Origin of the sequence: Pseudomonas lurida (genome assembly GCF_013522705.1) — a bacterium.
In the GTDB taxonomy this organism is placed as follows: Bacteria; Pseudomonadota; Gammaproteobacteria; order Pseudomonadales; family Pseudomonadaceae; genus Aquipseudomonas; species Aquipseudomonas quebecensis.
Map to the genome: position 1 here is coordinate 16,158 of NZ_JAAMRE010000033.1, position 12,280 is coordinate 28,437.

Consider the following 12,280-nt stretch of genomic DNA (forward strand, 5'->3'; position numbering starts at 1 on the left):
TTATGGCTCGTACTACTCCGATTAGCCGCTACCGTAACATCGGTATCGTCGCTCACGTGGATGCTGGTAAAACCACCACCACCGAGCGCGTGCTGTTTTACACCGGCAAAAGTCACAAAATGGGCGAGGTGCATGATGGCGCCGCGACCACAGACTGGATGGTTCAGGAGCAGGAGCGTGGTATTACCATTACTTCTGCTGCCATTACCGCCTTCTGGAAAGGTTCCGAGAAGCAGTACAAAGACGAGCATCGCTTCAACGTAATCGATACCCCGGGCCACGTAGACTTCACCATTGAAGTTGAACGTTCCCTGCGCGTGCTCGACGGCGCTGTCGTTGTGTTCTGCGGTACTTCGGGTGTTGAGCCTCAGTCGGAAACCGTATGGCGTCAAGCCAACAAATACGGCGTGCCGCGTCTTGTTTACGTAAACAAGATGGACCGTGCTGGTGCCAACTTCCTGCGCGTGATCGGCCAGATCAAGCAGCGTCTGGGTCACACTCCGGTGCCGATCCAGTTGGCTATCGGTTCCGAAGATAACTTCCAGGGTCAGATTGATCTGATCAACATGGAAGCTGTCTACTGGAACGATGCCGACAAGGGCATGGTTCCTGTTCGTAAGCCTATCCCTGCTGAACTGCAGGAACTGGCTGATGAATGGCGCAATAACATGGTCGAGGCTGCTGCCGAAGCCAGTGAAGAGCTGATGAACAAATACCTCGAAGGTGAAGAACTCACCAACGCGGAAATCAAGGCCGCTCTGCGTCAGCGTACTATTGCTGGCGAGATCGTCCTGGCTGTTTGTGGTTCTTCGTTCAAGAACAAGGGCGTTCCCCTGGTTCTCGACGCCGTTATCGATTACCTGCCTGCTCCAACCGACATTCCTGCTATCAAGGGTACCAACCCTGATAACGAGGAAGAAGAGATGGAGCGTCACGCCGATGACAGCGAGCCGTTCTCGGCTCTGGCGTTCAAGATCGCTACCGACCCATTCGTGGGTACTTTGACCTTCGTCCGCGTTTACTCGGGCGTGTTGGCATCCGGCGACGGCGTGATCAACTCGGTTAAAGGTAAGAAAGAGCGCGTGGGCCGTATGGTGCAGATGCACGCAAACGCTCGCGAAGAGATCAAGGAAGTACGCGCTGGCGACATCGCGGCCCTGATCGGCATGAAGGACGTCACCACTGGTGAGACTTTGTGCGACGCTGCTAAGCCAATCATCCTGGTTCGCATGGACTTCCCGGAGCCGGTTATTTCGGTTGCCGTTGAGCCTAAGACCAAGGATGACCAGGAAAAAATGGGTATCGCTCTGGGCAAGCTTGCTCAGGAAGATCCATCTTTCCGCGTCAAGACTGATGAAGAGACTGGTCAAACGATCATCTCCGGCATGGGCGAGCTGCACCTGGACATCCTGGTAGACCGGATGCGCCGTGAGTTCAACGTCGAAGCCAACATCGGTAAGCCTCAGGTTTCCTATCGTGAGCGCATCACGAAGAACTGTGAAATCGAAGGCAAATTCGTTCGTCAGTCCGGCGGTCGTGGTCAATTCGGTCACTGCTGGATCCGTTTTGCTCCTGCTGACGAAGGTCAGGAAGGTCTGCAATTCGTGAACGAAGTAGTAGGTGGTGTTGTTCCTAAGGAATACATCCCTGCTATCCAGAAGGGTATCGAGGAGCAGATGAAGAACGGTGTTGTTGCCGGCTATCCGCTGATCGGCCTGAAAGCAACCGTTTTTGACGGTTCTTACCACGACGTCGACTCCAACGAGATGGCGTTTAAGGTGGCTGCTTCCATGGCAACCAAGCAACTGGCCCAGAAGGGCGGTGGTGAGTTGCTTGAGCCAATCATGGCGGTAGAAGTTGTTACACCTGAAGACTATATGGGTGATGTCATGGGCGACCTTAACCGTCGTCGCGGCATGATCTTGGGTATGGAAGATACGGTTTCCGGCAAAGTGATTCGCGCCGAGGTTCCGTTGGGCGAGATGTTCGGTTATGCGACCGACGTTCGTTCCATGTCTCAGGGTCGCGCAAGCTACTCTATGGAATTCAAAAAATACAACACAGCTCCGGCGCACATCGCTGAAACTGTATCCAAAAAACAAGGCTGATTCAGTCCTTTAGGCAAGGAGTTAATTGTCGTGGCTAAAGAAAAATTTGATCGTTCCCTACCGCACGTAAACGTTGGCACCATCGGCCACGTTGACCACGGTAAAACCACTCTGACCGCTGCTCTGACTCGCGTCTGCTCCGAAGTTTTCGGTTCGGCCGTAGTTGAATTCGACAAGATCGACAGCGCTCCAGAAGAAAAAGCTCGTGGTATCACCATCAACACCGCGCACGTTGAGTACAACTCGACTATTCGTCACTACGCTCACGTTGACTGCCCAGGTCACGCTGACTATGTGAAGAACATGATCACCGGTGCTGCCCAGATGGACGGCGCGATCCTGGTTTGCTCGGCCGCTGATGGTCCGATGCCACAAACCCGTGAGCACATCCTGCTGTCCCGTCAGGTAGGCGTTCCGTACATCGTGGTTTTCCTGAACAAGGCTGACCTGGTAGACGACGCTGAGCTGCTGGAACTGGTTGAGATGGAAGTGCGCGATCTGCTGAGCACTTACGACTTCCCAGGCGACGACACTCCGATCATCATCGGTTCTGCTCGTATGGCTCTGGAAGGCAAAGACGACAACGAAATGGGCACCACTGCCGTTCGTAAGCTGGTTGAAACTCTGGATACCTACATCCCAGAACCAGTTCGTCTGACCGACAAGCCGTTCCTGATGCCAATCGAAGACGTATTCTCGATCTCCGGTCGCGGTACTGTTGTGACTGGTCGTATCGAGCGCGGTATCGTTCGCGTTCAGGATCCACTGGAAATCGTTGGTCTGCGTGACACCACCGTCACCACCTGCACCGGTGTTGAAATGTTCCGTAAGCTGCTCGACGAAGGTCGTGCTGGCGAGAACTGCGGCGTTCTGCTGCGTGGTACCAAGCGTGACGACGTTGAGCGTGGCCAGGTTCTGGTTAAGCCAGGTTCGGTTAAGCCGCACACCAAGTTCACCGCAGAAGTTTACGTTCTGAGCAAGGAAGAAGGCGGTCGTCACACTCCGTTCTTCAAAGGCTACCGTCCACAGTTCTACTTCCGTACTACTGACGTGACCGGTAACTGCGAATTGCCAGAAGGCGTAGAAATGGTAATGCCAGGCGATAACATTCAAATGACTGTTACCCTGATCAAAACCATCGCTATGGAAGACGGTCTGCGCTTCGCTATCCGTGAAGGCGGCCGTACCGTTGGTGCTGGTGTTGTAGCTAAAATCATCGAGTAAGCTCTTTCTTGAGTTAGCTTGGATGTTTTGAAAAAGCCCCCGCTCAGCGGGGGCTTTTTTATTGGGTTGACACCTATCGGGGCCGTCTATAGAATTGCGCCTCCTTTTAACGGGCGTATTGCGCTCGGTGGGAATAGCAGCCGGAGTCTGAAATCCAATGCAAAATCAGCAAATCCGTATCAGGTTGAAGGCTTTTGACCATCGCCTGATCGACCAATCCACCCAGGAAATCGTGGAAACCGCGAAACGTACTGGTGCTCAAGTGCGTGGTCCAATTCCACTGCCTACCCGTAAAGAGCGGTTCACCGTTCTGGTCTCCCCGCACGTCAACAAAGACGCGCGTGACCAGTACGAGATCCGTACTCATAAGCGCGTACTGGACATCGTCCAGCCAACGGATAAAACCGTTGATGCACTTATGAAGCTCGATCTGGCGGCCGGTGTGGAAGTACAGATCAGCCTCGGCTAAGACTTGGGTCTTAGTCGTGTAACGCTCTGAAATGGGCGGCCATAGCGGGTGAAAGCCCCGTACACTCATGAGGTTTACAACATGACTATTGGTGTAGTCGGTCGTAAATGCGGTATGACCCGTATTTTCACCGAAGAAGGTGTCTCCATTCCGGTCACGGTCATTGAGATCGAGCCGAATCGCGTCACCCAGTTCAAAACTGAAGAAACCGATGGCTATCGTGCAGTGCAAGTCACTGTCGGCGAGCGTCGTGCTTCGCGCGTGACTGCTGCTCAAGCAGGTCACTTCGCAAAAGCAAACGTTGCAGCTGGTCGCACTGTTATGGAGTTCCGTCTTGAAGACGGCGACTACCAGGCTGGCGATCTGATCAACGCTGAAATCTTCGCCGCTGGTCAACTGGTTGATGTAACCGGTCAGTCCAAAGGTAAAGGCTTCCAGGGTACGATCAAGCGTTGGAATTTCCGTGGCCAAGACAACACTCACGGTAACTCCGTCTCCCACCGCGTCCCGGGCTCTATTGGCCAGTGCCAGACTCCTGGTCGTGTATTCAAGGGCAAGAAAATGTCCGGTCATATGGGCGCTGAGCGCGTGACCGTGCAGTCCCTCGAAGTAGTGCGCGTCGACGCTGAACGCAATCTGTTGTTGGTCAAGGGTGCTGTTCCTGGCGCTACTGGCGGCAACCTGGTTGTACGTCCAGCGGCCAAGGCTCGCGGTTAAGGGGAAGCTGACATGCAATTAAATGTAAATGACGCTCAAGCGATCGAAGTTTCCGAACTGACATTTGGCGGCGAATTCAACGAGACGCTGGTTCACCAAGCAGTCGTGGCCTACATGGCCGGCGGCCGTCAAGGTAGCAAGCAGCAAAAGACCCGTTCCGACGTTCGTGGTGGCGGTAAGCGCCCTTGGCGTCAGAAAGGTACTGGCCGTGCTCGTGCCGGTACTATCCGTAGCCCAATCTGGCGCGGCGGCGGTACCACTTTTGCAGCTCGTCCGCAGGATCACTCTCAGAAGCTCAACAAGAAGATGTATCGCGCAGCTCTGCGCTCCATCCTTGCTGAACTCGTGCGTACTGATCGCCTGGTCGTGGTTCAGGACTTCGCTGTTGAAAGTCCAAAAACCAAAGATCTGCTGGGCAAACTGAACAACATGAGCCTGACCGACGTTTTGATCGTGTCTGAAGCTGTTGATCAGAACCTGTACCTGGCTGCTCGCAACCTGCCACACGTTGATGTACGTGACGTGCAAGGTTCCGATCCAGTTAGTCTGATCGCATACGACAAGGTGTTGATCACCGTGTCGGCCGTGAAGAAATTCGAGGAGCTGCTGGGATGAACCAGGAACGCGTATTTAAAGTTCTGCTTGGCCCGCACGTTTCCGAAAAGGCTACGGTTCTGGCTGACAAGAAAGGCCAGTTCGTTTTCAAGGTTGCAACTGACGCAACCAAGCTGGAAATCAAGAAGGCCGTCGAAAGCCTGTTCAGCGTGAAAGTAGAGCGTGTTACTACCCTGAATGTTCTGGGTAAGAGCAAGCGCACTGCTCGCGGTCTGGGCAAGCGTAATGACTGGAAGAAGGCAGTTATCTCCCTTCAGCCAGGCCAAGATCTCGATTTCAGCAGCAGTGCTGAGTAAGGAAGGGGTGCATCATGGCAATCGTTAAATGCAAACCGACTTCCCCTGGCCGCCGTTTTGTGGTCAAGGTGGTCAACCAGGAGCTGCATAAAGGCGCTCCTCACGCACCGCTGCTCGAGAAGAAATCGAAGTCTGGTGGTCGTAACAACAATGGTCGTATTACCACTCGTCACATCGGTGGTGGCCATAAGCAGCATTATCGTCTGGTCGACTTCCGTCGCAACGACAAAGATGGCATCGCTGCCACTGTCGAGCGTATCGAATACGATCCAAACCGTACTGCTCACATCGCTCTGCTGCTTTACGCAGATGGCGAGCGTCGCTACATCATCGCCCCTAAAGGCGTGAGCGCTGGCGACCAGCTGATCGCAGGTGCTTTGGCACCGATCAAGCCGGGCAACGCTCTGCAGCTGCGTAACATTCCAGTTGGTAGCACCGTACACGGCATCGAATTGAAGCCAGGTAAAGGCGCGCAAATCGCTCGTTCCGCTGGTGCTTCGGCTCAGCTGATCGCTCGTGAAGGTGTCTACGTGACCCTGCGTCTGCGTTCTGGTGAGATGCGTAAAGTATTGGCTGAATGCCGTGCGACCCTGGGCGAAGTCTCGAACTCCGAGCACAGCCTGCGTTCGCTGGGTAAAGCTGGTGCCAAACGCTGGCGTGGCGTTCGCCCAACCGTTCGTGGTGTTGCCATGAACCCGGTTGACCACCCACACGGTGGTGGTGAAGGTCGTACCTCTGGTGGTCGTCATCCGGTATCGCCATGGGGCTTCCCGACTAAGGGCGCGAAGACTCGTGGTAATAAGCGTACCGACAAAATGATCGTCCGTCGTCGCAAGTAAATAGAGGGATACGACAGTGCCACGTTCTCTGAAAAAAGGTCCTTTTATTGATCTTCACCTACTGAAGAAGATCGAAGTGGCGGCGGAAAAGAACGATCGCAAACCAGTTAAGACCTGGTCGCGTCGTTCGATGATCCTGCCACAAATGGTCGGTTTGACCATCGCAGTACACAACGGTCGTCAACACGTCCCCGTTCTCGTTAACGAAGACATGGTCGGCCACAAACTAGGCGAGTTTGCCGGTACCCGCACTTATCGTGGGCACGTGGCAGACAAGAAAGCCAAGCGTTAAGGGGTAAGGAAATGGAAGTAGCCGCTAAGTTGTCGGGCGCTCGAATCTCCGCCCAGAAAGCCCGCTTGGTCGCCGACCAGATCCGCGGGAAGAAGGTGGGCGAAGCGCTCAACCTGTTGGCTTTCAGCAGTAAGAAAGCCGCCGAGATCATGAAGAAAGTGCTGGAGTCGGCCGTAGCCAACGCCGAGCATAACGAAGGCGCAGACGTTGATGACCTTAAAGTCAGCACCGTTTTCGTCAACGAAGGGCGTTCGCTGAAGCGAATCATGCCACGTGCCAAAGGCCGTGCTGATCGCATCGTCAAGCGGTCTTGCCATATCACTGTCAAGGTTGCTGACAAGTAACGGAGTCGAAGAGATGGGTCAGAAAGTACATCCCATTGGCATTCGCCTGGGAATCGTCAAGGAGCACACCTCCGTCTGGTACGCAGACGGTCGGACTTATGCGGACTACTTGTTCGCTGATCTGAAGGTGCGTGAGTATCTCCAAGACAAACTAAAAAGCGCGTCCGTAAGCCGTATCGATATCCATCGTCCGGCGCAAACTGCACGTATCACCATCCACACCGCTCGTCCAGGTATCGTTATCGGGAAGAAAGGTGAAGATGTTGAGAAACTGCGTCAGGACCTGACCAAGCAAATGGGTGTGCCTGTGCACATCAATATCGAAGAGATCCGCAAGCCGGAGCTCGACGGTATGCTGGTTGCGCAGAGCGTAGCTCAGCAGCTGGAGCGTCGCGTAATGTTCCGTCGCGCTATGAAGCGCGCCGTACAGAACGCCATGCGCATTGGTGCCAAAGGCATCAAAATCCAAGTGAGCGGTCGTCTCGGCGGTGCTGAAATCGCACGTACTGAATGGTATCGCGAAGGTCGTGTGCCACTGCACACCCTGCGTGCCGACATCGACTATGCCAACTACGAAGCTCACACCACTTACGGTGTGATCGGTGTAAAGGTTTGGATCTTCAAAGGCGAAGTAATTGGTGGTCGCCAAGAAGAACTGAAACCACAAGCACCAGCGCCTCGTAAAAAAGCTGCTAAGTAAGGGGTACGCCAAATGTTGCAACCTAAGCGTACGAAGTTCCGCAAGCAGATGACAGGCCACAACCGTGGTCTGGCTCAGCGCGGTAGCAAAGTCAGCTTCGGCGAGTTCGCGCTGAAGTCTGTAGCTCGTGGTCGTCTCACCGCTCGTCAGATCGAGTCAGCGCGTCGTGCTCTGACCCGTCACGTAAAACGTGGCGGCAAGATCTGGATCCGTGTATTCCCGGACAAGCCGATCTCCAAGAAGCCTCTCGAAGTGCGGATGGGTAAAGGTAAGGGTAACGTGGAATACTGGGTAGCCCAGATTCAGCCAGGCAAAGTCCTGTATGAAATCGAGGGTGTTTCTGAAGAGCTGGCGCGTGAGGCTTTCGCCCTGGCTGCTGCAAAGCTGCCGCTCGCCACCTCCTTTGTTAAACGGACGGTGATGTGATGAAAGCGAATGAACTTCGTGAAAAATCCGCACAGCAGCTGAACGAGCAACTGCTCGGCTTGCTGCGCGACCAGTTCAATCTGCGCATGCAGAAAGCAACTGGCCAGTTGGGGCAGTCTCATCTGCTCTCGCAAGTTAAGCGTGACATCGCTCGCGTGAAGACTGTGCTCAACCAGCAGGCAGGTAAGTGATCATGGCTGAAGCCGAAAAGACTGTCCGTACGCTGACTGGCCGTGTTGTCAGCGACAAGATGGACAAAACCATCACCGTTTTGATCGAGCGTCGCGTTAAGCACCCGATCTACGGTAAATATGTTAAGCGTTCGACTAAGCTGCACGCGCACGACGAAACCAATCAGTGCCACATCGGCGACAAAGTCACTATTCGTGAAACTCGTCCGCTGGCCAAGACCAAGTCTTGGGCACTGGTTGATGTTCTCGAACGCGCTGTGGAAGTCTAAGGACTAGGGGTCGGAGAAATTATATGATTCAGACTCAATCCATGCTCGATGTGGCCGATAACAGCGGCGCTCGCCGTGTTATGTGCATCAAGGTGCTGGGTGGCTCCCATCGTCGTTACGCTGGTATCGGTGACATCATCAAAGTTACCGTGAAGGAAGCAATTCCTCGCGGTAAGGTGAAAAAAGGCCAAGTGATGACTGCTGTTGTAGTCCGCACTCGTCACGGCGTACGCCGTGCAGATGGCTCCATTATCCGCTTTGATGGCAACGCTGCTGTTCTTCTGAACAACAAGCAAGAGCCGATCGGCACCCGTATCTTTGGGCCAGTGACCCGTGAACTTCGTACTGAGAAGTTCATGAAGATCGTCTCGCTCGCCCCAGAAGTGCTGTAAGGAGATCCGACATGCAAAAGATTCGTCGTGACGACGAGATCATCGTGATCGCCGGCAAAGACAAAGGTAAGCGCGGTAAGGTGCTGAAGGTTCTCGCTGACGACCGTCTGGTCGTTGGTGGTTTGAACCTGGTCAAGCGTCATACCAAGCCTAACCCGATGTCGGGCGTACAGGGCGGTATCGTCGAGAAAGAAGCGCCATTGCACGCTTCTAACGTCGCCATCTTCAACGGCGAAACCAACAAGGCTGATCGTGTTGGTTTCAAAGTAGAAGATGGTAAGAAAATTCGTGTCTTCAAGTCGACCCAAAAAGCGGTTGATGCTTGAACACTGCTAGGTAGATAAGACCATGGCACGACTACAAGAGATTTACCGGAAGGAAATCGCCCCCAAGCTTAAGGAAGAACTTAAGCTCGGGAACGTGATGGAAGTTCCGCGCGTTACCAAAATCACCCTGAACATGGGTCTGGGCGAAGCGATCGGCGACAAAAAAGTCATCGAGCACGCTGTTGCTGACCTGGAAAAGATCACCGGCCAAAAAGTCGTCGTGACCTACGCTCGCAAATCCATCGCTGGCTTTAAAGTCCGTGAAGGTTGGCCGATCGGCGTCAAGGTAACTCTGCGCCGTGAGCGTATGTACGAATTCCTGGATCGTCTGCTGTCGATCTCCCTGCCTCGGGTCCGCGACTTCCGCGGCCTGAATGCCAAGTCCTTCGATGGTCGTGGTAACTACAGCATGGGCGTGAAAGAGCAGATCATCTTCCCGGAAATCGACTACGACAAGATCGATGCTCTCCGCGGTCTGGACATCACCCTGACCACCACTGCCAAGAACGATGATGAAGGTCGCGCCCTGCTGCGTGCTTTCAAATTCCCGTTCCGCAACTGATTGGAGTAGGACCATGGCCAAGATGAGCATGAAAAACCGCGAGCTGAAGCGTCAGCTCACGGTTGCCAAGTACGCCAAGAAGCGTGCAGCACTGAAAGCGATCATCGTTGATCTGAACGCAAGTCCAGAAGCGCGTTGGGAAGCTACAGTTGCCCTGCAGAAGCAGCCACGTGACGCAAGCGCTTCGCGCATGCGTAACCGCTGCCGCCTGACCGGTCGTCCACACGGCGTTTACCGCAAGTTCGGCCTCGGCCGTAACAAACTGCGTGAAGCGGCAATGCGTGGCGACGTACCAGGTCTGGTTAAAGCCAGCTGGTAAGTACTTTCAGAGTCCAGGCGATTGGTGTCGCAAGATACTGACCGCCGGTGACCTTGAATCTGGAACAAGCCCCTTTTGGGGCTTGTTTCATTTCCGGAGTGTGTCTAGAATACCCGGCTCGCCTGAGCCCGTGTTTTCTATGCTCGGAGATTCTCGGCGACATATGTAGCCGCAAGGCTAATTTTTTTGTATTAGGAGCGTCTAGCCCATGAGTATGCAGGACCCGTTAGCGGACATGCTAACTCGTATCCGTAATGCCCAGATGGCTGAAAAGTCCGTCGTAAGCATGCCATCTTCCAAGTTGAAGGTAGCTGTTGCCAAAGTCCTGAAAGACGAAGGCTACATTGCGGGTTATCAGATCAGCAGCGAAACCAAGCCACTGCTGTCCATCGAGCTGAAGTACTTCGAAGGCCGTTCGGTCATCGAGGAAGTGAAGCGCGTTAGCCGTCCAGGCCTGCGTCAGTACAAGTCCGCTGAAGATCTGCCGAAAGTTCGTGGCGGTCTGGGCGTGTCTATCGTCTCCACCAACAAAGGTGTGATGACGGATCGTGCTGCGCGCGCTGCCGGTGTCGGCGGCGAAGTTCTTTGCACTGTGTTCTAAGGGGGGATAAGCATGTCTCGCGTCGCTAAGAACCCCGTTAAGCTGCCAGCCGGTGTCGAAGTCAAATTCGCAGGCCAACAGCTTTCGGTGAAGGGTGCCAAGGGCACTCTTGAACTGAACATCCATTCGTCCGTTGAGATCGTTGAAGAGGCTGGTGAGCTGCGTTTCGCTGCTCGCAATGGCGATCAACAAACTCGCGCAATGGCCGGTACCACGCGTGCGTTGGTAAACAACATGGTCCAAGGCGTAAGCCAAGGCTTCGAGCGTAAGCTCCAGCTGGTCGGTGTTGGTTACAAAGCGCAAGCAAAAGGCACGGTTTTGAACCTGGCCCTTGGCTTCTCGCACCCAGTGGATTACGAACTGCCGGAAGGCATCACCGCTGAGACTCCTAGCCAGACCGATATCCTGATCAAGGGCATCGATAAGCAACTGGTAGGTCAAGTGGCTGCTGAGATCCGCGACTTCCGTCCACCAGAGCCGTACAAAGGCAAAGGTGTGCGCTACGCGGACGAAGTCGTCCGTCGTAAAGAAGCCAAGAAGAAGTAGGGCATAGCAAATGACCGACAAAAAAGTTACTCGACTGCGTCGCGCTCGCAAAGCACGCCTGAAAATGCACGAACTCGAAGTCGTGCGTCTCTGCGTGTTCCGCTCGTCGCAGCACATCTACGCCCAGGTCATCTCGGCCGACGGCAACAAAGTCCTGGCAAGCGCCTCGACTTTGGATAAAGAACTGCGTGATGGTGCCACTGGCAACATCGACGCGGCCACAAAGGTTGGCCAGCTGGTCGCTACGCGTGCTAAGGCCGCTGGCGTCTCGCAAGTGGCTTTCGACCGCTCTGGCTTCAAGTACCACGGCCGCGTTAAAGCGTTGGCTGATGCTGCTCGTGAAGCTGGGCTGGAGTTCTAAGTTATGTCAAATAACGACCAAAAGCGCGACGAAGGCTACATTGAGAAGCTGGTTCAAGTTAACCGCGTAGCCAAAACCGTTAAAGGCGGCCGTATCTTCACTTTCACCGCGTTGACCGTGGTTGGTGATGGTAAAGGGCGTGTTGGCTTCGGCCGTGGCAAGTCGCGTGAAGTGCCTGCTGCGATCCAGAAGGCAATGGAAGCTGCTCGTCGCAACATGATCCAAGTTGATCTGAACGGCACCACCCTGCAATACGCCATGAAGTCCGCCCATGGCGCTTCGAAGGTGTACATGCAGCCTGCTTCTGAAGGTACCGGTATCATCGCTGGCGGCGCTATGCGTGCGGTCCTCGAAGTTGCTGGCGTTCAGAACGTTCTGGCCAAGTGCTACGGCTCGACTAACCCGGTAAACGTGGTTCACGCCACTTTCAAAGGTTTGAAAGCTATGCAGTCCCCTGAATCCATTGCCGCCAAGCGTGGCAAAAGCGTCCAGGAGATTTTCTGATCATGGCTACCGTTAAAGTAACGCTGATCAAAAGCATGACCGGCCGCATCCCTAACCACAAACTGTGTGTTAAGGGTCTGGGTCTGCGTCGCATCGGTCACACTGTAGAAGTCCAGGATACTCCCGAGAATCGCGGGATGATCAACAAGGCTTACTACATGCTGCGTGTCGAGGGTTAA

The 12,280-nt window shown here is 54.4% G+C and carries 22 protein-coding genes; all 22 read left to right on the forward strand.

Annotated features, from left to right (window positions below):
• Positions 1 to 2: 2 nt before the first annotated feature.
• The 22 genes from fusA to rpmD all read left to right on the forward strand — a co-directional run bounded on the left by fusA (position 3) and on the right by rpmD (position 12,280).
• Entirely contained in the window at positions 3 to 2,108 is a 2,106-nt protein-coding gene (gene fusA, locus G7025_RS22745) for an elongation factor G (RefSeq protein WP_065909927.1), read from the forward strand.
• A gap of 30 nt (positions 2,109 to 2,138) precedes the next feature.
• A complete protein-coding gene (gene tuf, locus G7025_RS22750; protein ID WP_008374172.1) occupies positions 2,139 to 3,332 on the forward strand; it encodes an elongation factor Tu in 1,194 nt (397 codons plus the stop codon).
• Positions 3,333 to 3,489: 157 nt separating this feature from the next.
• A complete protein-coding gene (gene rpsJ / locus G7025_RS22755; RefSeq protein WP_003186070.1) occupies positions 3,490 to 3,801 on the forward strand; it encodes a 30S ribosomal protein S10 in 312 nt (103 codons plus the stop codon).
• Between the two features lie 81 nt (positions 3,802 to 3,882).
• On the forward strand, positions 3,883 to 4,518 hold the full coding sequence (rplC, locus tag G7025_RS22760; RefSeq protein ID WP_003194649.1) for a 50S ribosomal protein L3: 636 nt from the start codon (positions 3,883 to 3,885) through the stop codon (positions 4,516 to 4,518).
• Positions 4,519 to 4,530: 12 nt separating this feature from the next.
• Entirely contained in the window at positions 4,531 to 5,133 is a 603-nt protein-coding gene (gene rplD, locus G7025_RS22765) for a 50S ribosomal protein L4 (protein ID WP_003176424.1), read from the forward strand.
• Positions 5,130 to 5,429, forward strand: coding sequence for a 50S ribosomal protein L23 (rplW, locus tag G7025_RS22770; protein ID WP_002555488.1), 300 nt, complete (start codon positions 5,130 to 5,132; stop codon positions 5,427 to 5,429). The genes rplD and rplW overlap by 4 nt, the downstream gene beginning before the upstream one ends.
• A 14-nt stretch (positions 5,430 to 5,443) precedes the next feature.
• Positions 5,444 to 6,268 carry a 50S ribosomal protein L2 gene (gene rplB / locus G7025_RS22775; RefSeq protein ID WP_003186055.1) on the forward strand — a complete coding sequence of 275 codons (825 nt, stop codon included), beginning with the start codon at positions 5,444 to 5,446 and terminating at the stop codon, positions 6,266 to 6,268.
• A 16-nt stretch (positions 6,269 to 6,284) separates the two neighbouring features.
• Positions 6,285 to 6,560 (forward strand): 30S ribosomal protein S19, encoded by a 276-nt coding sequence (rpsS, locus tag G7025_RS22780; protein ID WP_002555486.1) that lies wholly within the window; start codon positions 6,285 to 6,287, stop codon positions 6,558 to 6,560.
• A gap of 11 nt (positions 6,561 to 6,571) precedes the next feature.
• On the forward strand, positions 6,572 to 6,904 hold the full coding sequence (rplV, locus tag G7025_RS22785) for a 50S ribosomal protein L22 (RefSeq protein ID WP_003103908.1): 333 nt from the start codon (positions 6,572 to 6,574) through the stop codon (positions 6,902 to 6,904).
• Positions 6,905 to 6,917: 13 nt separating this feature from the next.
• On the forward strand, positions 6,918 to 7,604 hold the full coding sequence (gene rpsC, locus G7025_RS22790) for a 30S ribosomal protein S3 (protein WP_003176422.1): 687 nt from the start codon (positions 6,918 to 6,920) through the stop codon (positions 7,602 to 7,604).
• Positions 7,605 to 7,616: 12 nt separating this feature from the next.
• The gene (gene rplP, locus G7025_RS22795) at positions 7,617 to 8,030 is read left to right on the forward strand and encodes a 50S ribosomal protein L16 (protein WP_003176421.1); all 414 of its coding nucleotides are present in this window, start codon (positions 7,617 to 7,619) and stop codon (positions 8,028 to 8,030) included.
• A complete protein-coding gene (rpmC, locus tag G7025_RS22800) occupies positions 8,030 to 8,221 on the forward strand; it encodes a 50S ribosomal protein L29 (protein ID WP_002555481.1) in 192 nt (63 codons plus the stop codon). Before rplP ends, rpmC begins: the two co-directional genes overlap by 1 nt.
• Before the next feature lie 2 nt (positions 8,222 to 8,223).
• The gene (gene rpsQ, locus G7025_RS22805) at positions 8,224 to 8,490 is read left to right on the forward strand and encodes a 30S ribosomal protein S17 (RefSeq protein ID WP_003176419.1); all 267 of its coding nucleotides are present in this window, start codon (positions 8,224 to 8,226) and stop codon (positions 8,488 to 8,490) included.
• Positions 8,491 to 8,513: 23 nt separating this feature from the next.
• Positions 8,514 to 8,882: a 50S ribosomal protein L14 gene (gene rplN, locus G7025_RS22810; protein WP_002555479.1), complete on the forward strand. Its 369-nt coding sequence runs from the start codon at positions 8,514 to 8,516 to the stop codon at positions 8,880 to 8,882.
• 11 nt (positions 8,883 to 8,893) lie between these two features.
• On the forward strand, positions 8,894 to 9,208 hold the full coding sequence (gene rplX, locus G7025_RS22815) for a 50S ribosomal protein L24 (protein ID WP_007896770.1): 315 nt from the start codon (positions 8,894 to 8,896) through the stop codon (positions 9,206 to 9,208).
• Positions 9,209 to 9,230: 22 nt separating this feature from the next.
• Positions 9,231 to 9,770, forward strand: a complete 540-nt coding sequence (rplE, locus tag G7025_RS22820) for a 50S ribosomal protein L5 (protein ID WP_003194642.1) — start codon at positions 9,231 to 9,233, stop codon at positions 9,768 to 9,770.
• 13 nt (positions 9,771 to 9,783) lie between these two features.
• Positions 9,784 to 10,089: a 30S ribosomal protein S14 gene (rpsN, locus tag G7025_RS22825; RefSeq protein WP_003176414.1), complete on the forward strand. Its 306-nt coding sequence runs from the start codon at positions 9,784 to 9,786 to the stop codon at positions 10,087 to 10,089.
• A 208-nt stretch (positions 10,090 to 10,297) separates the two neighbouring features.
• A complete protein-coding gene (gene rpsH, locus G7025_RS22830; RefSeq protein WP_010566853.1) occupies positions 10,298 to 10,690 on the forward strand; it encodes a 30S ribosomal protein S8 in 393 nt (130 codons plus the stop codon).
• 12 nt (positions 10,691 to 10,702) lie between these two features.
• Positions 10,703 to 11,236 carry a 50S ribosomal protein L6 gene (gene rplF / locus G7025_RS22835; protein WP_003176412.1) on the forward strand — a complete coding sequence of 178 codons (534 nt, stop codon included), beginning with the start codon at positions 10,703 to 10,705 and terminating at the stop codon, positions 11,234 to 11,236.
• 10 nt (positions 11,237 to 11,246) lie between these two features.
• Positions 11,247 to 11,597, forward strand: coding sequence for a 50S ribosomal protein L18 (rplR, locus tag G7025_RS22840; protein WP_003186037.1), 351 nt, complete (start codon positions 11,247 to 11,249; stop codon positions 11,595 to 11,597).
• A 3-nt stretch (positions 11,598 to 11,600) separates the two neighbouring features.
• Positions 11,601 to 12,101 carry a 30S ribosomal protein S5 gene (gene rpsE / locus G7025_RS22845; protein WP_010566852.1) on the forward strand — a complete coding sequence of 167 codons (501 nt, stop codon included), beginning with the start codon at positions 11,601 to 11,603 and terminating at the stop codon, positions 12,099 to 12,101.
• A 2-nt stretch (positions 12,102 to 12,103) separates the two neighbouring features.
• Positions 12,104 to 12,280, forward strand: a complete 177-nt coding sequence (gene rpmD / locus G7025_RS22850) for a 50S ribosomal protein L30 (RefSeq protein WP_003176408.1) — start codon at positions 12,104 to 12,106, stop codon at positions 12,278 to 12,280.